Annotated in this window: 23 protein-coding genes and 1 riboswitch; of the genes, 10 read left to right on the top strand and 13 right to left on the bottom strand. The window is 39.9% G+C overall.

The annotated features are described in order from the left end of the window. Positions 1–133: 133 nt before the first annotated feature. Positions 134–880: an SDR family oxidoreductase gene (locus EL17_RS12315; RefSeq protein WP_035074379.1), complete on the top strand. Its 747-nt coding sequence runs from the start codon at positions 134–136 to the stop codon at positions 878–880. Here EL17_RS12315 and EL17_RS12310 read toward each other — a convergent pair. Further along, positions 877–1200 (bottom strand): Rieske (2Fe-2S) protein, encoded by a 324-nt coding sequence (locus EL17_RS12310; protein WP_035074377.1) that lies wholly within the window; start codon positions 1198–1200, stop codon positions 877–879. The two genes, EL17_RS12315 and EL17_RS12310, sit on opposite strands and share 4 nt — an antisense overlap. Beyond that, on the bottom strand, positions 1193–1792 hold the full coding sequence (locus tag EL17_RS12305) for a hypothetical protein (protein WP_051719977.1): 600 nt from the start codon (positions 1790–1792) through the stop codon (positions 1193–1195). The genes EL17_RS12310 and EL17_RS12305 overlap by 8 nt, the downstream gene beginning before the upstream one ends. Positions 1793–1981: 189 nt before the next feature. Here EL17_RS12305 and EL17_RS12300 point away from each other — a divergent pair, with 189 nt between their 5' ends. The 5 genes from EL17_RS12300 to EL17_RS23545 all read left to right on the top strand — a co-directional run bounded on the left by EL17_RS12300 (position 1982) and on the right by EL17_RS23545 (position 7024). Then, the gene (locus EL17_RS12300; protein ID WP_035074374.1) at positions 1982–2728 is read left to right on the top strand and encodes a hypothetical protein; all 747 of its coding nucleotides are present in this window, start codon (positions 1982–1984) and stop codon (positions 2726–2728) included. 68 nt (positions 2729–2796) lie between these two features. Beyond that, a complete protein-coding gene (locus EL17_RS12295; RefSeq protein WP_035074372.1) occupies positions 2797–3312 on the top strand; it encodes an FKBP-type peptidyl-prolyl cis-trans isomerase in 516 nt (171 codons plus the stop codon). 158 nt (positions 3313–3470) lie between these two features. Further along, positions 3471–5723, top strand: a complete 2253-nt coding sequence (locus tag EL17_RS12290) for a TonB-dependent receptor family protein (protein ID WP_035074364.1) — start codon at positions 3471–3473, stop codon at positions 5721–5723. 155 nt (positions 5724–5878) lie between these two features. Next, positions 5879–6481 carry a nitroreductase family protein gene (locus EL17_RS12285; protein WP_035074363.1) on the top strand — a complete coding sequence of 201 codons (603 nt, stop codon included), beginning with the start codon at positions 5879–5881 and terminating at the stop codon, positions 6479–6481. A gap of 393 nt (positions 6482–6874) precedes the next feature. Further along, positions 6875–7024, top strand: coding sequence for a hypothetical protein (locus EL17_RS23545; RefSeq protein ID WP_164675077.1), 150 nt, complete (start codon positions 6875–6877; stop codon positions 7022–7024). Between the two features lies 1 nt (position 7025). Here EL17_RS23545 and EL17_RS12280 read toward each other — a convergent pair whose 3' ends face one another. After that, entirely contained in the window at positions 7026–7475 is a 450-nt protein-coding gene (locus EL17_RS12280; RefSeq protein WP_035074361.1) for a hypothetical protein, read from the bottom strand. Positions 7476–7541: 66 nt separating this feature from the next. Next, the gene (locus tag EL17_RS12275; protein ID WP_035074358.1) at positions 7542–7889 is read right to left on the bottom strand and encodes a DUF3127 domain-containing protein; all 348 of its coding nucleotides are present in this window, start codon (positions 7887–7889) and stop codon (positions 7542–7544) included. Between the two features lie 538 nt (positions 7890–8427). On the opposite strand from EL17_RS12275, the gene EL17_RS12270 reads away from it, so the two are divergent. The 4 genes from EL17_RS12270 to EL17_RS12255 all read left to right on the top strand — a co-directional run bounded on the left by EL17_RS12270 (position 8428) and on the right by EL17_RS12255 (position 13022). After that, positions 8428–9816 carry an MATE family efflux transporter gene (locus EL17_RS12270; protein WP_035074644.1) on the top strand — a complete coding sequence of 463 codons (1389 nt, stop codon included), beginning with the start codon at positions 8428–8430 and terminating at the stop codon, positions 9814–9816. Positions 9817–9897: 81 nt separating this feature from the next. Beyond that, the gene (locus EL17_RS12265) at positions 9898–11487 is read left to right on the top strand and encodes an ATP-dependent DNA helicase (protein ID WP_051719976.1); all 1590 of its coding nucleotides are present in this window, start codon (positions 9898–9900) and stop codon (positions 11485–11487) included. A gap of 124 nt (positions 11488–11611) precedes the next feature. Beyond that, complete coding sequence (locus tag EL17_RS12260; protein WP_035074356.1) at positions 11612–12298, top strand: SGNH/GDSL hydrolase family protein; 687 nt, start codon at positions 11612–11614, stop codon at positions 12296–12298. Positions 12299–12455: 157 nt separating this feature from the next. Further along, complete coding sequence (locus EL17_RS12255; protein WP_035074354.1) at positions 12456–13022, top strand: STM3941 family protein; 567 nt, start codon at positions 12456–12458, stop codon at positions 13020–13022. Between the two features lie 14 nt (positions 13023–13036). Here EL17_RS12255 and EL17_RS12250 read toward each other — a convergent pair whose 3' ends face one another. The 9 genes from EL17_RS12250 to EL17_RS22655 all read right to left on the bottom strand — a co-directional run bounded on the left by EL17_RS12250 (position 13037) and on the right by EL17_RS22655 (position 19013). Next, the gene (locus tag EL17_RS12250) at positions 13037–13627 is read right to left on the bottom strand and encodes a YceI family protein (protein ID WP_035074352.1); all 591 of its coding nucleotides are present in this window, start codon (positions 13625–13627) and stop codon (positions 13037–13039) included. Between the two features lie 83 nt (positions 13628–13710). After that, positions 13711–13845 carry a hypothetical protein gene (locus tag EL17_RS24190; protein ID WP_262482685.1) on the bottom strand — a complete coding sequence of 45 codons (135 nt, stop codon included), beginning with the start codon at positions 13843–13845 and terminating at the stop codon, positions 13711–13713. Between the two features lie 358 nt (positions 13846–14203). Further along, complete coding sequence (locus EL17_RS23540; protein ID WP_164675076.1) at positions 14204–14368, bottom strand: hypothetical protein; 165 nt, start codon at positions 14366–14368, stop codon at positions 14204–14206. Between the two features lie 128 nt (positions 14369–14496). Next, a complete protein-coding gene (gene tenA / locus EL17_RS12240; protein ID WP_035074349.1) occupies positions 14497–15150 on the bottom strand; it encodes a thiaminase II in 654 nt (217 codons plus the stop codon). Next, complete coding sequence (gene thiD, locus EL17_RS12235) at positions 15140–15979, bottom strand: bifunctional hydroxymethylpyrimidine kinase/phosphomethylpyrimidine kinase (RefSeq protein WP_035074347.1); 840 nt, start codon at positions 15977–15979, stop codon at positions 15140–15142. The genes tenA and thiD overlap by 11 nt, the downstream gene beginning before the upstream one ends. Before the next feature lie 165 nt (positions 15980–16144). Next, complete coding sequence (gene thiE, locus EL17_RS12230) at positions 16145–16780, bottom strand: thiamine phosphate synthase (protein ID WP_051719975.1); 636 nt, start codon at positions 16778–16780, stop codon at positions 16145–16147. Then, a complete protein-coding gene (gene thiM / locus EL17_RS12225; RefSeq protein ID WP_035074342.1) occupies positions 16770–17576 on the bottom strand; it encodes a hydroxyethylthiazole kinase in 807 nt (268 codons plus the stop codon). Before thiM ends, thiE begins: the two co-directional genes overlap by 11 nt. Positions 17577–17611: 35 nt before the next feature. Next, positions 17612–17703: riboswitch (TPP riboswitch) on the bottom strand. A 42-nt stretch (positions 17704–17745) separates the two neighbouring features. Beyond that, the gene (locus EL17_RS12220) at positions 17746–18207 is read right to left on the bottom strand and encodes a GlcG/HbpS family heme-binding protein (protein ID WP_051719974.1); all 462 of its coding nucleotides are present in this window, start codon (positions 18205–18207) and stop codon (positions 17746–17748) included. A 68-nt stretch (positions 18208–18275) separates the two neighbouring features. Beyond that, complete coding sequence (locus EL17_RS22655) at positions 18276–19013, bottom strand: CPBP family intramembrane glutamic endopeptidase (protein ID WP_051719973.1); 738 nt, start codon at positions 19011–19013, stop codon at positions 18276–18278. Positions 19014–19084 lie beyond the last annotated feature (71 nt).

Raw genomic sequence — 19084 nt, 5'->3', positions numbered from 1 at the left:
GGGGAACACTATTTAAGTTATGTCTTAATATAATCGATTGAATTGGTAATTGGTTAGGTTTTTGATTTATCGGAAAATCATAGGCTTATCAAAAATGGCCATGAAATGATCTGCATATATAATTAACCAACAAATGAAATTAGAGGACAAAGTTATCATAGTAACAGGAGCCTCCAGCGGTATAGGGGAGGCCATATCGTTATTGCTTGCTGAAGAGGGTGCCAGTATAATTATGGGGGCACGCAGGGAAGACCTCCTAAGGGATTTATGTGAAAAAATAAATACCAGGGGCGGTAAGGCTAGTTATATTATGACAGATGTGACTTTTAAAGGTGATCTGGACCGGCTGGTCAAACACGCCCTTGATGAATATGGTAGACTGGATGCCATTATAAACAATGCAGGAGTGATGCCTTTGTCCTATGTGGAAGTTATGGATTTTGAAGGATGGGAAAGTATGATAGATACCAATTTTAAAGGTGTTCTACATGGTGTTGGCGCGGTATTGCCATATTTTTTGGAGCAAAATAATGGTCATATTATCAATATATCTTCGGATGCAGGTGAAAAGGTTAATGCTGGAAGTGCGATATATAGTGCTACAAAAGCGGCGGTCAATGTTTTTACAGAAGGCCTGAGGGCAGAACTTTCATCCCGGAAAGGAATAAGGGTGACTTGTATTCAACCTGGTGCTACCATGTCTGAAATCGCCAATTCCATAGAAGATCCTCTTGTTTTGGAGGACAGAAAAAATGCCAAGTTTGATGAGGTTAGAAAACTTATACCTGAAGATGTAGCCCAGGCAGTATGTTATGCACTATGTACCAGTAAAAGATCCAGTATAAATGAAATAGTCATCCGGCCTACTGATCAGCCCTAGATATAGATAACTATTCCTTCTTCAGTTAGTTTGGCCGGAAATGTCTTCAGATCAGGACATGTGCCAGACATCACATCTCCAGTCTTCATATCAAATCTGTAATGATGGAGCGGACATATTACCTGTCCCATGCCATTGACCTTTCCTTCATACAGTGAAGCTGCCTGATGAGGACATAAATGCTGAAAAGCATATACCGCTTCGGCCATCCGTACCAAGCAGACTTTAGTGGAACCTACTTGTACTAATTTAATGATACCATCTGGAAGTAGGTTAATGGCCCCTTCTCTATTTGCTCCTAATGTATATTTTTTAGACATATCTCAAATCTAGGTGCCATAATATAATGGCATAAACAAAAAACCTCACAAATCTCCACAGGCTGTGCAATAGGTACCTATGCCTGTTATAGGCTGCCGCTCCTCCCATTAGAGCCACTGCCCCAAAAGGAAGCGGGCTCAATGTGGCCACTATGATCAGAAAACCACCATATTCCCTGAAAAGCTGGTCGTATTTTTTGAAGAATTTAAATTTAAAAGCTCTGAATTTTGAATGGTTTCTCATCGTCCTGCCTATAGTATAACTCAAAAATCCTGATACATAAGAAATCAATGCCAGGAAAAATACCTTAAACATGAAATGAATAAATGTACCATCTTGCATGGCCCAGATAATAAACAGCTCTGGAGGCAATATGCCTGACAGCATTTCAGATGCTATAAATATGGAAATGATCAAGGTGACTTTGCCAAAAAAGGGCTGAAGCCAGGCAAAACTTTCAGGATCAAGAAATCTTTCGCCCAATACAAAAGCCAATATGATAACACCAAACATCAAGAAGCCTTGGATCAGACCTTTGATCAGATATTTCTTTTTATCCTGATAACTTGCTTTTCTAAGCTGAGTTTCCATTTATCAATTAATATAGAATAGAGTTTTTTTACTTATCCAAAGAATGTAAATTAGCAAAAGGCTATCTTGTTCAGGACAGTAGAGTATAGATGAATAGCAACATCTACACCAGAAAGCTTAGGTTTTGGTCACCATAGATATCCAGATAGTCAATTTATCAGTCCATACTTTCACCTAAAATATAATTATATGAAACTATTAGCCCTATTCACCCTACTATTGATTTCAGGAAATATAATAGCACAGGATTTAGATGGAGCCTGGCTGATGACGCACCTTAACGGGAAGGAATTATCAGATAAGGAATTTGTCAAGATTTATCAGGATGGCTATTTTTCTTTTGGAGCCAAGAGTATACCTTCCAATGCGTTTCATAGTGCTGGTGGAGGAGCGTTTTTTCTTGAGGGGTCCATTTATACTGAAACCTTAGATTTCCATACAGAACAAAAGGAACTTGTAGGTGAGAAGCGTGTACACCATATAGACAGGGTCGAGGATAAGTTAGTGATCACTGGACAGGATCAGGGAAATGAAAGAATAGAAATCTGGGAAAAAATAAGTGATAAGGCAGACGCACTTACCGGTAACTGGGTATTTACCGGTAGAAAAGACCAAGAGGGAGAACTGCGAACATCTACTCCAGGAGCCAGACGTACGGTGAAAATATTAAGTGGTGGAAGATTTCAATGGATAGCCTTTAATTCCGAGACGAAGGAATTTATGGGAACAGGTGGCGGAACGTACACCGCTGAAGATGGCGAATATACCGAGCACATCCGATTTTTTTCCAGAGACAATGAAAGGGTAGGAGCTAGTTTAGCATTTGAATATGAAGTGAAGGATGGTAAATGGCATCATTCAGGAATCAGTTCAAAAGGTGACCCTATTTATGAACTTTGGTCTCCTTATAAAGAAGCTTATCATAAATCAAATTAATATAGAATAATAATAAAATGAAGGTTTCTATTGCAAGTATTGGTTAATTTTGCAGTAAAGAGAACTTTATGAAAGTAGAAAAGGATAAAATAGTGAGTGTGGCCTATGAGCTGCATGTAGATGACGGGGAATCAGGTAAAGAATTCCGCGAAAAAGTATCCAAGGATGAACCTTTCCCATTTCTTTTTGGAGCAGGTAATGTCCTTCCAGCCTTAGAGAAAGGACTGGAAGGGAAATCAGTGGGTGATGTTTTTGAAGTATTTATAGATTTTGAAAATGCCTATGGAGACTATGATGAATCCAGAAAGGTGATCGTCCCAAAATCTAATTTCAAAGATGAAGAGGGAAAGAAAGGCAAGCAACTCCTACAGGTAGGGAAAGTGATTCCTATGAAAGATGATAAGGGCAACCAGCTCAGAGGAGAAATATTAAAAGTAGATTACAAAGGGGTTCATATGGACTTCAATTCCCCACTTGCAGGTTATGACCTATATTTCAAAGGAGAAATAGTGGATATCAGAGATGCCATGCCTGAGGAATTGGACCATGGACACGTACATGGACCTGGCGGACACCATCACTAGAAACTAAACACAAGAGACGGCTTAAGCCGTCTTTTTGATTTAATAACGTTTGCTTTTACTCCGAGTTTGATTTTAAATAATAAATATAAACAAATAGATTAATATTTGGATATATATGTAGTCATATTATAAATAATATACATTTTTATAAACTCTATATGAAAAAAATTATACTATTATGTTTCTTTTTTTTACCGGTTTGGGCTTATTCACAACAAGTTACCATTACTATTCTCGATGAGGAGTCCAGGGAACCTGTAGTAGCAGCTCTGGTTAGGATAGCTGGGCAGTCGAATCTAATAACAAATGACATTGGCCAGGCCACTATAAATTTAAGCGAAAATGCGAGAGTGGTGGTCTCACATGTATCTTTTGAGGACAGGACGTATGTTTTACAGCCTAATGTAGATAAAGAGCTGTTGATGACAAGAAAAATCTCTGCGCTTGGAGAAGTAGTAGTTTCTGCATTTGAATCCGATAGGCCTTTGCTACAACAGGCCGCTGCTATCAGTAGGGTAAGTGAGCGTGAGCTCTATAGGTTTAATGAAACATCTATTGTTCAGGCTTTTAATACCAAACCCGGCATTAGAGTGGAAGAGAGGGCCCCTGCCAGTTACAGAATCTCCATCAGAGGAAGTTCATTAAGGGCACCTTTTGGAGTCCGGAATATAAAAGTTTACTGGAATGATATCCCCTTTACCTCACCTGACGGTACCACTCCGCTTAACCTTCTAGATCTTTCCAATATCCAGAATACTGAAATCATAAAAGGACCTGCAGGAAGCATATATGGTGCAGGTAATGGAGGGGTGATCAGTATGTACAGCAGGCAGCAGGTTACCGAAAACAGAATTTCCTCAGATGTGGCAGTAGGAGATTTTGGGCTGTACCGATATAGAATTGGGGTAGACCAACAGCTGGAAAACGGAGGCATCAGTGCATCATATGCCCATCAAAAATCCGAAGGTTACCGGGACCATAGCGCAGTGGACAGGAAAGTATTTCAATTGGCTGGCCATTATTTTCCATCAGCAAAGCAAAGGATATCTACCCAACTTCTTTATTCAGACCTTGATTATCAGATTCCTGGAGCTCTAACTGAAGCGCAGTTTTTGGAGAATCCGAGACAGGCCAGACCTGGATCAGCAGACCAGAATTCATCTATTGTACAGAAATCTCTATATGCCGGTATATCCCACCAATATCAAATAACCGATAAGATAGAAAATGTCACCTCTCTTTATATGGAGAATACGGAATTTGAGAACCCGTTCATCTTAGACTACAAGAGGGAGCTTAAGTTCAGTTACGGCGGAAGGACCAAATTTATTTTGGAAGACAGATGGGCCAATATTCCGGTAAGATTGATACTGGGAGGGGAATACCAATTCGGTAGAAGTTCAGCCCAGAATTTTGGCAATAGGTCTGGAGTAGCCGATACCATCAGGTTTAATGACGATCTGGTTACCACTCAGGGTTTCCTGTTCCAACAGTTGGAAATGGAACTAACCAACTCTACCATCCTGACTCTGGCTTTGAGTGAAAATTTTTCAAGATTTGATATCAATAGGAGCATAGATGCCCAAAGGGGTGTGCCGTCGGCTGCAGAGAGAAGTTTTCCTCCGGTAGTGATACCTCGTTTAGCACTTTCGCAGCAGTTAAACAGCACATCAGCAGTTCACGGCAGCATCAGTGCTGGATTCTCCCCGCCCACCATAGATGAAGTTAGGACAAATGAAGGATCAATAAATTTAGGATTAGAAGCAGAGAGAGGAATCAATTATGAATTGGGATATAGAGCTGGATTTGCAGAGGGCAGGGTAAACCTGGATGCCAGTATCTTTTATTTTCGGTTGGATGAAACCATTACTACCTTTACCAACGAACAGGGAGTCGTGCTGTTTAGAAATGCAGGATCTACGGATCAGCGTGGAGCAGAAGTATTGTTAGACTATGCTTTGATCAGAAACCAGACAGCATTCTTGAACGAAATGAAAATCACGCATGCTTTTACCGGTCACTATTTCCAGTTCAGGGACTATGAAAGCGGCGGGAATGATTTTTCAGGAAATCAGTTGACGGGTGTAGCTCCTAATTCACTGGTGAATCAATTGGATCTGACTACCCGGGCAGGCTTATACCTTAATTTCACCCATCAGTATGTAGATGAAATACCGCTCAACGATGCCAATAACGTTTTTCAGAATAGTTACCACCTTGTCAGTGCCAGATTGGGCTGGAGAAGGACATTTGCAGGCCAGTGGGATTTGGAACTTTACGGTGGAGCTGAAAACTTACTGGACGAAGCCTATAGTCTTGGAAATGATCTCAATGCCTTTGCTAACCGATACTATCAGCCGGCGCCAGGCAGAAACTGGTTTGGGGGAGTCAAGGTAGGGTTTAGGTATTGATGATTGATCATTTCAGGATTTTGAAAGGTTAGCAGGTCGAGAAAATCTGAGAATACGTGGACACGTTGTTTGGTGTAAGGTTTTTGATTGATGATTTAAGAATGTAGATTTGGGACTGAATTTTAAATTATGAAATTGAATATTGCCTATAAATTATGGAAAAACCGGATTTTAATATTGAAGAAGTAAATAAAATTATCAGAAACCGCAGGAGCATGTTTGTGGCGCAGTTTAAAGAAAATGACCCTATCGATGATAGTATCATAGCAGAGATGCTGGAAAATGCCAATTATGCTCCCACACACAAGCTCACCGAACCCTGGAGGTTTACAGTATTTTCAGGTGAAGGACTTAAAAAGCTGGCTGATTTCCAGGCAGAACTTTATAAATCCAGGTCAGAGAAAGCAGGTACATATGCGGAGGCTACTTACCAAAAGCTTAAAGAAAATCCGCTCAGGTGCTCTCATATTATCTCCATAGCTATGAAAAAAGACACCAGGTTCAATCTTCCTGAAATGGAAGAAGTGTCAGCTGTAGCTATGGCGGTACAGAATATATACCTGACAGCAAGTGCTCATGGATTGGCAGGATACTGGGGTACCGGTGGACCTACTTTCTATCCTGAGGCCAAACCTTTTTTCGGGCTTGAGGAAGAGGATAAACTCATGGGTTTCTTTTATGTGGCCAAGCCCGCTACAGACCGCTGGCCTGAAGCCAGAAGGAAACCTATAGGAGAGAAGGTAACCTGGGTAAAATAAATGTAAGTGCAGGTATGGATGGCAAATCTCCACCTGCACTTTCCTTGAGAAAATATTCTCAAATTATAGGTATTCAATTATTTTATTTATTAAAAAATAAACTATTCCAAAGATGCCGACTGTATAAAGTATTAAGAGTGATATATAGTTAATCGTATTGCCACTTTTGGGCCCATGGCAATGAATTTCCATCACTGCTCCCCTATCGCTGATATGAATACCAAGGTAGCAGATAGGGAACTTCTTTAAAAAATATATAAGTGTTACTTGATATATTTTTCTCCCATTTTATACGGTTTAATGGTATTATAATCTTGGGTATGAGAATCATCTTATATAACCGCACAGAAAACCATAATATATTTATCTTTGACCAACACATTATAGGCTTTTATGGACCTGAATAAAATTATCCGTTTTAAAATAGGAAGTGAGGACTGGGAAATGCCACTTGGGGTATTGATATTACTGGGAGGTATTGCCATGGCGCTTATGATAGGAGGGCTCTATTTAGGGTTTAGTTTTGGAAAGAGCCAGTATTAAGTCAGTCTACAAAGAGTCCCCAGCCATCATCAGATCGCTGGTTTTTATTAAAAGTTTTAACCCAGTCTACAAATAGTTTTTTAAGTTCACCTATGGCATCTCTTAGCAGCTGCAGGTGTTCTTCAGCATGGGTGGATTCTAAGGCCAGTTGCAGGGTCATGTCATATAACATACGCGCATTGATTTTCATCACTACAGCGTTTTCCATTTTAATGATATAGTTTGGATGAGCATTGGCTTCAATATATTTAATAGCAAGAATTTTAGCACTTTGGATCATGGAAGATCCATAAAGTTCAGTCCTGGCTTCATCCAGTGACCCCACTATGGCCCTGGTCAACTTTACGATGTCTATACATTTCCACATTAGGGGTGGAGTGTTAGCTTTTTTTCTTAGAAATTCAGCTTCATCGCTTTCATCCCATTCGTTTTCATCCCAATTTTCCCACATTGGTATTTACAGTTTGGACATAAAAAAAAGCGACATTTGTCGCTTTTTCAATATAATCAGGTTTTTTCAAAATGGCAAAACATCATCTCCACTTTCCTCATTAAATGTAGTCACTTCTGGAGGATTGCTATAAGAAGGACCTTGTCCGCCCCCCTGTTTGTCCACTTTCCATGCTTTCACATCAGTATACCACTTACCGTTGTATTCTCTGCTTTCTACTTCTATACCTGCTGTGATGTCCTGGCCTTCTTTAAGTGCAAATTGGTCAATTTTATCACCCCAAACAGTCATGCAAACTTTTTTGGGGTATTGCCCTGTAGTTTCTAAAACGTAGTCTTGTTTTCTCCAAGCTCCGTTGCGCCCAGTGCCGCCCTGCTCCTGAAGCACTTGGATGATTTTTCCGCTGATTTCCATTATATATATAGATTTAGTTTTTTTTCGAAGCTACAAGGTAAGGATTTTATTAATTTTTACGAAGTAAATTAAATAGATTCAAATTGATGTATTTTTTAATTTAAATAGATATTAAAACAAATGAATTGATACTTATTAGATATGAATTGTGTTTCATTAAAAGTTTTCCTTCTTACCATATAAAGTGTAAAATTATCAATTTTATATTTGTAAAATTTCAAAATAATATTTTAATATTATTAATAACGTATGTATTATGTTAAAAAATGTATTTTAAAATTCAATTAAAATGTAATGTTTTTTATTTTTTGAATTGATGATTTTTGTAAATAAAATGTATTTATAATAATATGAATCGTAATAAGGCCTAATTTATTGCTTTTTTAGGATACATTATAATGAAGGCTAACGGCTTTTTTTCTGATATCACTCAGATGGGACAATGTGGTGCATTTTTTGGCTACAGGATGGAAAAGCTGATGCCGCACGAAACTAATTGGGTGGAATGGGTGGTTATCTAAGAATCCAATATATTTTTATGGCTCCAAAAAAGTATAAAAAATTCACCGAAGGGCGAATAATCAATTCCCTTACAAGCTTGGCAGGGCCTATTATTTTTGCGAATATTTTGCAGACGGCCTATCAATTAATAGATACATTTTGGCTGGGTAGATTAGGGGCAGATGCGGTAGCGGCAGTAAGCCTAAGTTTTCCTATTCTTTTTCTTATCCTGGCTTTGGGTGGGGGACTCACCCTGGCCGGCACGGTGTTGGTGGCGCAACATAAAGGGGCCGATGATCAACATCAGGTAAACTATAGTTCTTCCCAGACCGTACTGGTCATATTTTTTGTCTCATTGATGCTTTCTTTTGTGGGGTGGTTTGTGGCGCGTCCCATGATGACCATAGTAGGCGCCGGTCCAGAGATATTGGAAGATTCTATTTCCTATTTTAGGGTATCTGCTATAGGTTTTGTATTTCTGTTTATGTTTTTTGTCTTCCAATCCCTCATGAGGGGGATAGGTAATGTGATGCTGCCTGTATATGTTATTTTAGTGACAGTGTTATTAAACTTGGTCTTAGATCCGTTATTTATATATGGTTTTGGACCTGTGCCTGGATTTGGTGTGGCAGGAGCCGCAGTAGCCAGTGTGATAACTCAGGGATTATCCGCGATTGCGGGTATCTATATATTGTTCAAAGGAAAAAATGGTATCAAGATCAACTGGTCTATGATGCGGATAGACTGGCAGTATATAAAAAAAATGGTGTATCTAGGTATACCTGCCAGTATAGAACAGTCTACTAGGGCTTTGGCTATGGTCATGATGATCATCATTGTGACGAGTTTTGGCAGTGGAGTGGTAGCTGCATATGGTATTGGCGCAAGGATTCTAAGTTTTGTTATCATACCCGCTCTAGGATTTGGGATAGCCACTACCACTCTGGTAGGGCAAAATATTGGTGCACGAAAGATAAAAAGGGCAGAGAAAGTGGGGAATCTTAGTACCCAGATTGCATTTTTTGGATTGACAGGCATAGGTATACTGCTGTTCTTATTTGCAGAAACGCTGACGGCATTTTTTGTGCCCAATGATCCTACGGTGATCAAAGACGGGGCATTGTTTATCAAAATTATGGCACCGAGTTTTGGTCTTCTGGGTGTGCAGCAAATATTAAATGGAGTGTTTAATGGTGCAGGATTCACCAAAGCCAGTATGATGATATCCATGCTCAGCCTATGGGTGATTCGATTTCCACTCGCATATGTCCTGGCCTATAAAACCACCTTAGGTTATGAAGGGATATGGTGGGCATTTCCTATATCCAATTTTATAGCAGCCATTGTTGCATTCAGTTATTTCAAATTAGGCTACTGGAAAGTCCGGCTGATTAGGGACAGGCATACTTTATTTTCTGAAGCTTGACCCAGGATATATTGGAAAGGGTGGGAAGCTTATTTGTCTTATGATCTTAGAGGCTGTATATTTAAGGCAGAACCAAAATTTATGTCTGTATTTATCAAGGATTTTTTTCGCAGGGAATTTAAAGCCAAAGGTCTGGATACGGATAATGACCAATTTATCCATGCTCTGGAAATAGCGCTTTTTTCAAATCGCTCCCTATTCCTTACAGGCAGGGCAGGTACAGGTAAAACTACCTTCTTGCATACCCTTAAAAAACTGAATCTGGATAAAAATATGGCAGTAGTGGCGCCTACCGGAGTGGCTGCTATCAATGCGAAAGGTAAAACCCTACATTCGTTTTTTAAGATAGACCCCCGACAGCTGTTCCTGCCTGGTGATCCCAGGTTACAGCCCAATATAAAGAATAAAAAACTTTCGATATTTCAGACTTTTCAATACAGGAAAGCCCAACTGGATGTAATCAGAAAACTGGATTTATTGGTAATTGATGAAGTATCTATGGTAAGGGTAGAGATGCTCGATGTTATTGACCAGATACTTCGGGTATTCAGGAAAAAGATGCATCTGCCCTTTGGGGGAGTTCAGCTCATTCTGATTGGAGATCCTTTCCAGCTGCCCCCTGTAGTCCGTAATGAGGATTGGGACCATTTAAAAAATCATTATAATACACGCTTTTTCTATGGATCCCATGCTTTTCAGGCATTAGAACCAGTACATATAGAGCTACAGAAAATCTACCGGCAGAAAGATGAGGTTTTCAAATCCCTGCTGAACAGGGTGCGGGAGAATCTCCATACCATGGATGATATCAATCTGCTCAACATCACGGTTGGCCACTATGATTTTAAGTTATTGGATCAGGGTTTTATTCTTTTGGGAACACACAATGCCTCGATCAATCAAGTAAATGCTGAAAAGCTGAAAGATCTGAACGGAACTGAAAGAAAATATGAAGCAATCATTCAGAATATTTTTCCGCTTTCTATGGCGCCATTTGAGCCTCAGGATTTAATACTTAAGGAAGGCGCCCAGGTGATCTTCATGAAAAATAATCCTGAATTGAAATACTATAACGGGATGATTGGAAAGGTACTGGAGATGTCTGATAGCATGATCAAAGTGGAAAACAACAGCGGGTTTATCTATGAAGTGGAGCGGGAGACATGGGAAAACATAGAGTATATCTATAATGAAAAAGAAGACCATATAGAATCTAAGACCATAGGAACCTTTTCACAGTTTCCCCTGAAGCTTGCTTGGGCGATTACTGTCCACAAAAGCCAGGGACTGACATTTGATAAGGCGATCTTGGATATAAACAGAAGCTTCGAAGCAGGACAGGTATATGTGGCCCTGAGCCGCTGCACCTCTATGGAAGGTATGATATTAAAATCTAGGATATTTGAGTACAGTATCAAGGTAAGTGCGGACAGTGTTAATTTCAGTAAGCAAAAATCATCTGCTGCGTATATAGAAAAAGAGTTGGAACTGGCAAGGGCCCTGGTAGCTGCAAAATATGGCTTTCAAGCCTATAAGGTAGGTAATTATATCATGGCAAAACAGATATTTGACGAAATACAACAGGTGATAGATATTACCAGCTATCCAAAATGGGATCAATTTCTAAGGGTGAAGACCTGGATGGAGGATAGGTTTTATACAAGGAAATAGTGCGTTGCTTACATTTTCTATGGATAGGTGATATTAATTATGTAAAATATTCCCAAATCAATTCTAGACAGGCTATCCCGACCTTTGTGATGTAATCATATTTAACCATCAAATAAATTATAAAATGATAAAAAGATTTATACCCCTGAGTTTAATGTTGCTTTTGTTTTCATGTAAGCAAGAGCCGGATTTCCTTCCCGTTAAGGAGGTGAGCAGGGTACTTATTTTGGGCAATAGCATCACCCATCACTTACCGGCACCTGAGATCGGATGGTATGGCAACTGGGGTATGGCCGCTTCCGCCGCGGATAGGGATTATGTAGCTATATTAAGTGATTCTCTCCGGAATAATTATCCAGAGGTAGAGGTAACCATCAAAACAATGGTGGATTTTGAAACAGGCTTTTGGGAATACGATTATGATAAATTAGCTGAAATTGACGGTATTGATCCCGATATTCTCATCTGGAGGCTGGCTGAAAATATCACTCAAACTGATTTTAATACCTTTGACTTGGAAGGGCCCGTGGCCCGAGTAGTAAGCCTAATCGAAAATAAGCCTCAGATGAGGGTAATTATGACCACCTCCTTTTGGGGACCAGAAACGGTAAATAATGAGCTAAAGAAAATAGCATCAAAAAATAACTGGGAGCTGGTAGACCTTTATCCTTTAGCATTTGCATCAAAATATAGGGCCATTGGGTATTTTGAAAATGAAAGTGTCGCCATTCATCCTGGGGATCTGGGAATGCTGGAAATAGCCAATAGAATTTTTGCCCAAATTAAAAATTGCCATGGTTGTAGAAGATAATGTCTGAAAGTATAGGCCTATCCTTTATATAAAAAAAACTTTAATTAAGCTTTGGGCATAAGTATAGACAAAACAATTGAACGATTTGAACTGTTTTTATCTGTAAGACAAGGGTTAATTTTTGCCTGAATCTATTTTTCAATAGAAATGAAAAATTATGGTAAACAGTCAAAACAAAATAATAGTACCATTCAGCAGGCCTAAACTTACCAAATTAATTGGCATAGGGCTCGTATTTGTAGTAGTCGGACTGGGGCTGATTTTTTATGCAGATAATTGGCCGGAAAATGTGCCAAGATGGATTCCCGTTGTTTTAGGTATTTTCGCCCTATTGGTTTTTGGCTATATCAGCATGGCTATTCTTAAAAAATTAACTAACAAAATGCCTGGACTGATCATAAGAGAAGATGGTATTTGGGACAATTCTTCAGCTATAGCCATCGGACTGATAGAGTGGCAGGATATCACAAAAGTAGATGAATGCCATGCAGTAGGTCAGGATTTTATCTGTATCCATGTGGACGATCCACAGAAGTACATCAAAAAAGCTAAAAATGCATTCCAGGAGCGGATCCTTACCATCAATCATCAGACTCATGCCAGTGCCATACAGATCACTGCCAATGGACTTCAGGGCACTCACCAAGATGTGCTGGGGCTGCTTCAGGAAAATTTCATAAAGTATAAACGTATAGAAAATAGAATTGAAAAAGGAGAGCTTTAGGCTAGCTCTCCATATTATTTGTCTGCTACCAGCCTGACAGTCATCTCAACTTCATCATAGATGAGCTTGTCTGCTAAATTTTCAAAATAGCTTCCTGATCTATATTTGATATCAAAGGCAGCTCTATCAAACACGATTTTGCCATCAGCTACTACTTTATCACCGACAATACTTATTACTGCAGGAAAGGAAACAGTTTTAGTTATGCCTTTAATGGTAAGATTGCCTTTCATGTCATAGTCTTTACTATTTTTAGTTTTGGCATCTGTAAGCACAAATGTTGCCCTCGGATAATTTTGAACCGAGAAAAAATCATCAGATCTTAAATGTTCCACTAATCTTTTATTGGAGCTCTCATTTGTAATATCTTCACAGGTGATGGAGGTCATGTCGATTTCAAAAGACCCGCCCTTAATCCTGTTTTTTTCATAATCCAGGTTGGCATTGATCAGGGATACTTTCCCAAAATGCTCCCCACCCACTTTTTTCCCTTTCCAGCTGACAGTACTCTCTGTTAGGCTTACATTTAATTCACTTTCAAAACCTGTCTTTCCGATAAAACCAAATAAGTTGACAACCAGCAATAACAACTGTAATTTTCTCATATTTATACGATTACGAATTTTTCATCAAATAAATATAAAAGAGTCGATTATGTTTGACCATTGATGTAATTTTTTATCCAGAATTATGAAACCAGTTGTACACAGGGTGGAAGTTCTCCATCTTCATTCAGTTGGATAATATAAGTTTGGTTACTATAAGTACCGTATAATAGGAAGCCATTGCTGGTTTGATATCCTGCATGGGCTATGGAATTCATGATTCCTTCGCTTTTCCATTCCCATATGTGAATTCCTTGGGCATCTATCAAATTGGCTCTTATATGATAAGGACCGCTTCCAGTGGGCTGATATCATACCTGTCATGAGAAAATTTCCATCTTCTGTGGCCTGAAGACTGGTAACGGTCCCATGTTCAAAATAAGTATACTCATCTAAAATCTCCCCCCGTGGGGCTTATGCTTGTAATACCCGAGATCCAACTGTTATTATTGCCCAAAGAGGTAAATCCTATCAGGTGGTTTCCATTTATTTCCCACTGGTAAACTTTAGACCATTGTGAGACATAAGATTTAACTTTGGTAAACCATTAAAATTCAAGATCTTCAGTAATACTTGCTAAATAAAATCCATGGAATTGCCGTCAAGATCACCGTGGATGGCAATAGTCCAATTGTTCTCTTCATTAAAATTTGATAATCTCATACTGAATATTACCAGGGCTGACAATGGAATCTGCCAGATGTAAACGGTGTACAGTGGTGCCCTCTGGTCAAACAGCATATAATTCGGAGATTAACTCTATTCTTTCTGTGACTATAGGTCTGTCATCTTAGGGTCACATGCTATAAATATGGCTCCTAGAAAAATCAAATAAGGTAGCTTAAACTTCATAATGATAGGAAAGCATCTCAAACCAGCCAAGTCTCCTCTCTATAAGCACTATCCCAAAACATCCACTCCAGCTTACTAGCCATTTCAAATGCCTGCAGCATTTTTTCCTGCACCTCATGGCTTGCTTTTTCAGCAAGGGCATCGGTTATATTAATGGCCAACTTTACGGATTCGGCAAATTCCTCTCCCGCATAGGTCTCTATCCATTTTTTATATTGATGTCCATCATGGTGGTGGTTGGTATATATATGATCTCCTACTTTTTTATATATCCAAAAGCAGGGTAAAACTGCCGCTACTCCTACGGCAACATCTGAATAGGCCGCTTGGTTGAGAATATAGTTAGTATAGAGCAGGCAGGTAGGGGATGGGTTTACTAAATCAGGGATGCCGAATTCGTGAAAATAACTTTCATGAAGTGCCCTCTCTACCACAATAGCTCCACTGGCAAATTCCGTAAAAGCCAGTACATAGTTGAGATCATTAAATTTTCCTGCCAAGGTAGCTAAGGTCTTTCCAAATTCTCCTAGATAATAGGCATCCTGAGCCATGTAAAACTTGAACTTTTCTAGATCAAGGGATCCTTCCATCAGCTCCTTATTGAAAGGCATATTAAGAATTTTGTCATAAAGAGGCGTAATCCGCTCCCAGGCTTTTGCGCTAAATGTCATGTTTGATAATTTGTTGAGGGTTGTAAAAATGATTTAAGGGGCCATTTCCTGATCCTGTGACTACATCTTTGCCCTCTTCTATGGCCATCCAGACGTAATTTCTTGCCAGCTTTACCGCTTGCGCTATGGTCTGGCCTTTGGCTATTTCTGCGGCTATGGCAGAAGAAAGGGTACATCCGGTACCGTGTACATTCATGGTATGTATCTTATTGCTTTCAAAGGCAGTGATCTGGTTGGCGTCCTCTAGCAGGATATCGTATACCGTTTCTCCTTTGAGATGACCTCCCTTTACCAATACAGCATTGGCTCCCTGGGATAGTATCTTCATCCCGGCCATTTCAAGGCTATTTTTATCATTGAGCTCCATTCCGCTGAGTATAGCGGCTTCGTCCATATTAGGAGTGACTAGTTTGACCAATGGGATAAGTTCTCTGGACAGCACTGAGATAGTTTCCTCGTGAATCAACTTATGCCCACTAGTGGCTACCATCACCGGATCAAAGATTACTGGAATGTGGGAATAGTTTTTAAGTATTTTCACAATCACTTCTACCACTTCAGGTCTGTCTATCATACCTATTTTGATCGCTTTAGGTTTGATATCCTCTAGGACGGCTAGAATCTGGCCTTCGATGATATCTGGGGGTACAGAATGTATTCCTTTCACGCCCATGGTGTTCTGGACGGTAATAGCAGTGATAGCTGAAGTGCCAAAGCAGCCCAGGGCCGAAAATGTCTTCAGGTCAGCTTGGATACCTGCTCCGCCTCCACTGTCAGAACCCGCTATGGTAAGGACTGGTAGATATCTTTTTCTCAAATGGTTTTTCATATAATTTTTATGGTTATATGCAGTGATGCCTGTAGTTTTTATTCCTTGGGGTTTATGATACCGAAGACCGATGGGTATGTGACGCTAATTTTGACCCTGAATTTTAAACTTAACATTTCATCACCGCCCTAATCAGGTATATATAATATAAACTTTTAGTCAAGATTAAACCTTTTCTATTTCCTTTTTAAATGCTTCTGAAGCCTTTCCCGGTGAGGGGGCACTGCAGATGCCCGAGACTATCGCCAGACAATCAGCACCTGCCTGCATTACCGAATGGGCATTGGATATTTTGATATTGCCTATGGCCACTAAGGGTTTTGGAGTAAGTCCTCTTAGCTTTTCCAATCCTTCCAGACCCCATTCTGTATAGGTGTCTGCTTTGGTAGGGGTGGAGAATAGAGGGCTTACACCTAAATACCAGGCAAGGTCTGTGGCAGGATAAGCTAGTTCTATTTCCCTTTCCAATGAAAGCCCTATAGGAAAATCCTGCCCCAGCATCTCCTTCACCACCTCCATCTTTGCATCATTTTGCCCTATGTGGAGACCTTCCGCCTGAACAGCCAATGCTACTGCTGCATGGTCATTTATTATCAAAGGCACTCCATACTTCTGACAGAGTGCTTGTAGTTTGTGGGCTTTATAGATAAATTCTTTTTCCGATAGATCCTTTTCTCTAAGCTGTACCAGATCCACACCGCCCTTTATAGCTTCTTCCACCACCCAGAAAAAATCCCTTCCCAGACAGGCAGCTTCATCAGTCACCAGATACAGTTTATAGGGAAATGTTTCAGAGATCATTATTGGATAAGGAACTTAGTTTAGCCAGGTTTGTGATATCGGTGTCGCTGATCTGAGATAATGCATCATATATATGAAGCTGCAAACTTCCTGGGCCGGAGGATTTCTCTGCTGCCATCTCACCGGCTATGCCGAGCACACACATGGCGGAAACAGTGGCATGAAAAGGATCTTTCACTATTGCAGCAAAAGCCCCTATCAAAGCGGTGGCCGTACAACCCATACCCGTGATCCGGCCCATAAGAGGATGGCCGTTTTCAATAGCTGTTACCCTGTCTTCCAGAATCACATAATCCTTCTCCCCGGAAATGCATACTACTGCTCTGGTTTTTTTTGACAGTGCGATACCTGCTTCCAAGGCTTCATCGGAGGTATTGGTGCTGTCCACTCCCTTGGTTACAGCATTTACTTTGGCCATGGACATGATCTCGGAGGCATTTCCCCGGATGATCGTGGGAGAGTGTTTTAGTAATTTGGTGATGGTTTCATTCCTATAAGCAGAAGCGCCCGCTCCTACGGGGTCCAGGATCCAAGGCTTTCCGAATTCATTTGCAGCCTTGGTTGCTATATCCATGCTTTCTACCCAGTATTCGTCTAAAGTGCCAATGTTGATGACAGTAGCTCCGGAGATTTTTACCATGTCCTGTAATTCGGGATGGGCATGGGCCATAATAGGTGAGGCGCCAATGGCCAAAAGGGCATTGGCAGTATTGTTCATGACTACATAATTAGTGATATTATGTACTATTGGACTCTCGTCTCTTACAGCCTGTAGGTGGTTAATGATTGACTCCATGTGTATTCGGGTTTAAAATACTTTAGGAGCCTTTATAAAAAAGCTGCACTTTTTCCTTCGACGGTATGATCCGCATCAGGTTCAAAGGGTATAATCTCAGCCCAAAGAGGCACCCCTAAAGCTTGGTTAAGAAAAAACTAATATACTAAACTCTCATGGGAAGGCAATATCATTCTATGATTTTCACCGCGGCTTCTGCTATAATGCCATCCTGGGCAGAAGTAACACCACTGATACCTATGGAACCAATGATTGTATCACCTCTTTTGATCGGAAGACCTCCTTCCACTGCCACGACATTCGGCATACCGATAAGGGCTGCATTTCCATCGTTGATCATTTCCTGGAAGACTTTCGTTGATCTTTTAAAGAAAACTGCCGTTTTGGCTTTTTCTATCGCCACCTCTATACTTCCCAGCTGTGTACCGTCCATTCTTCTTAATGAAATAAGGTTTCCGCCATCATCAAGTATGGCGATCACCACATTCCAATTGTCCTGCTGGGCCCTGGCCTGTGCGGCATCGGAAATCCTTTGGGCTTCTGCCAGGGTAATGGACATGCTTTGTGAGAACGCTTCACTTGTGAAAAGGAAGAGCATTAAAGTGGAAAGAAGCGTGATATTAAGTTTCATAATTAGCTGTGGTTTTTTATAAATACTAAAGATAGTAATGAATTGTTTTCTACTGACTGCTCAAACACCTATTTCAGCATTCCGATGAGGTTGGGAATGAAATTGGAAAGATTATGCGAAAGCATGGACAGATAGATGCTTTTGGATTTTACCGTCATATATCCCCATATCCAGCCAAGTATGAACGTATGTATAAAGTATATGGCATCAAAAGTCAGGTTAAGATCAGCTGAAAGTTTTATCCCATGAACAAATCCAAAAAGTAAGCTGACAGCCCATATTTCCGGATGGTGAATTTGCCACCTTCCTATCCGTTTTTTCGTAACCAGAATGGTGGTGAGTATTCCCAACATTATGCCTCTAAAAGCAATTTCTTCATCGATACCCGGCAAAATAGCCTGGAATAGTAATGTCTCTGTGTCCCACGGTTTAAAATAGAATAGTATTCCTGCTACAAATGCAACCAGTAATATAAAGAAAAACAAGCCCCAAATACGCCTGCTAATATTAAATTGAAATCCTATGAAGTTTTTAAATCTGTTTTGGAAAATAGATATAAAGATGATAGACCATACTATGGTATACACCTTTCCCGACCAATTCCACTGCCCTCCAAAAATATTTAAGCTGGAATAGTAAAAGGGGAGTTTTACTACCAGGTTATTGACCAGATAATAGATGATAAAGAGCCCTACTAAAACCATGGTATCGCGTTTGGACTCATTTCTTAAAAAAAACAAAAAAGGGGTAAGGAAAGCGATATGAAGCAGGCTTTCTAAAATATTTGAAAGTAAGTATATAGACATAAATTTTAAAAGTTAAATTCAAAAAGTGCAAAGGATTAATACCTGAGCGTATAAGAAGTTTAAAATGTTTA

Origin of the sequence: Anditalea andensis (genome assembly GCF_000714815.1) — a bacterium.
Lineage (GTDB): Bacteria > Bacteroidota > Bacteroidia > Cytophagales > Cyclobacteriaceae > Anditalea > Anditalea andensis.
This window is presented reverse-complemented; position numbering and strand designations above follow the sequence as displayed.

Excerpts from the sequence above, each read along its gene's own strand:
- EL17_RS12315 (WP_035074379.1), top strand. The coding sequence starts at position 134 with ATGAAATTAGAGGACAAAGTTATCATAGTAACAGGAGCCTCCAGCGGT.
- EL17_RS12310 (WP_035074377.1), bottom strand. The coding sequence starts at position 1,200 with ATGTCTAAAAAATATACATTAGGAGCAAATAGAGAAGGGGCCATTAAC.
- EL17_RS12305 (WP_051719977.1), bottom strand. The coding sequence starts at position 1,792 with ATGGAAACTCAGCTTAGAAAAGCAAGTTATCAGGATAAAAAGAAATAT.
- EL17_RS12300 (WP_035074374.1), top strand. The coding sequence starts at position 1,982 with ATGAAACTATTAGCCCTATTCACCCTACTATTGATTTCAGGAAATATA.
- EL17_RS12295 (WP_035074372.1), top strand. The coding sequence starts at position 2,797 with ATGAAAGTAGAAAAGGATAAAATAGTGAGTGTGGCCTATGAGCTGCAT.
- EL17_RS12290 (WP_035074364.1), top strand. The coding sequence starts at position 3,471 with ATGAAAAAAATTATACTATTATGTTTCTTTTTTTTACCGGTTTGGGCT.
- EL17_RS12285 (WP_035074363.1), top strand. The coding sequence starts at position 5,879 with ATGGAAAAACCGGATTTTAATATTGAAGAAGTAAATAAAATTATCAGA.
- EL17_RS23545 (WP_164675077.1), top strand. The coding sequence starts at position 6,875 with ATGGACCTGAATAAAATTATCCGTTTTAAAATAGGAAGTGAGGACTGG.
- EL17_RS12280 (WP_035074361.1), bottom strand. The coding sequence starts at position 7,475 with ATGTGGGAAAATTGGGATGAAAACGAATGGGATGAAAGCGATGAAGCT.
- EL17_RS12275 (WP_035074358.1), bottom strand. The coding sequence starts at position 7,889 with ATGGAAATCAGCGGAAAAATCATCCAAGTGCTTCAGGAGCAGGGCGGC.
- EL17_RS12270 (WP_035074644.1), top strand. The coding sequence starts at position 8,428 with ATGGCTCCAAAAAAGTATAAAAAATTCACCGAAGGGCGAATAATCAAT.
- EL17_RS12265 (WP_051719976.1), top strand. The coding sequence starts at position 9,898 with ATGTCTGTATTTATCAAGGATTTTTTTCGCAGGGAATTTAAAGCCAAA.
- EL17_RS12260 (WP_035074356.1), top strand. The coding sequence starts at position 11,612 with ATGATAAAAAGATTTATACCCCTGAGTTTAATGTTGCTTTTGTTTTCA.
- EL17_RS12255 (WP_035074354.1), top strand. The coding sequence starts at position 12,456 with ATGGTAAACAGTCAAAACAAAATAATAGTACCATTCAGCAGGCCTAAA.
- EL17_RS12250 (WP_035074352.1), bottom strand. The coding sequence starts at position 13,627 with ATGAGAAAATTACAGTTGTTATTGCTGGTTGTCAACTTATTTGGTTTT.
- EL17_RS24190 (WP_262482685.1), bottom strand. The coding sequence starts at position 13,845 with ATGAATTCCATAGCCCATGCAGGATATCAAACCAGCAATGGCTTCCTA.
- EL17_RS23540 (WP_164675076.1), bottom strand. The coding sequence starts at position 14,368 with ATGCTGTTTGACCAGAGGGCACCACTGTACACCGTTTACATCTGGCAG.
- tenA (WP_035074349.1), bottom strand. The coding sequence starts at position 15,150 with ATGACATTTAGCGCAAAAGCCTGGGAGCGGATTACGCCTCTTTATGAC.
- thiD (WP_035074347.1), bottom strand. The coding sequence starts at position 15,979 with ATGAAAAACCATTTGAGAAAAAGATATCTACCAGTCCTTACCATAGCG.
- thiE (WP_051719975.1), bottom strand. The coding sequence starts at position 16,780 with ATGATCTCTGAAACATTTCCCTATAAACTGTATCTGGTGACTGATGAA.
- thiM (WP_035074342.1), bottom strand. The coding sequence starts at position 17,576 with ATGGAGTCAATCATTAACCACCTACAGGCTGTAAGAGACGAGAGTCCA.
- EL17_RS12220 (WP_051719974.1), bottom strand. The coding sequence starts at position 18,207 with ATGAAACTTAATATCACGCTTCTTTCCACTTTAATGCTCTTCCTTTTC.
- EL17_RS22655 (WP_051719973.1), bottom strand. The coding sequence starts at position 19,013 with ATGTCTATATACTTACTTTCAAATATTTTAGAAAGCCTGCTTCATATC.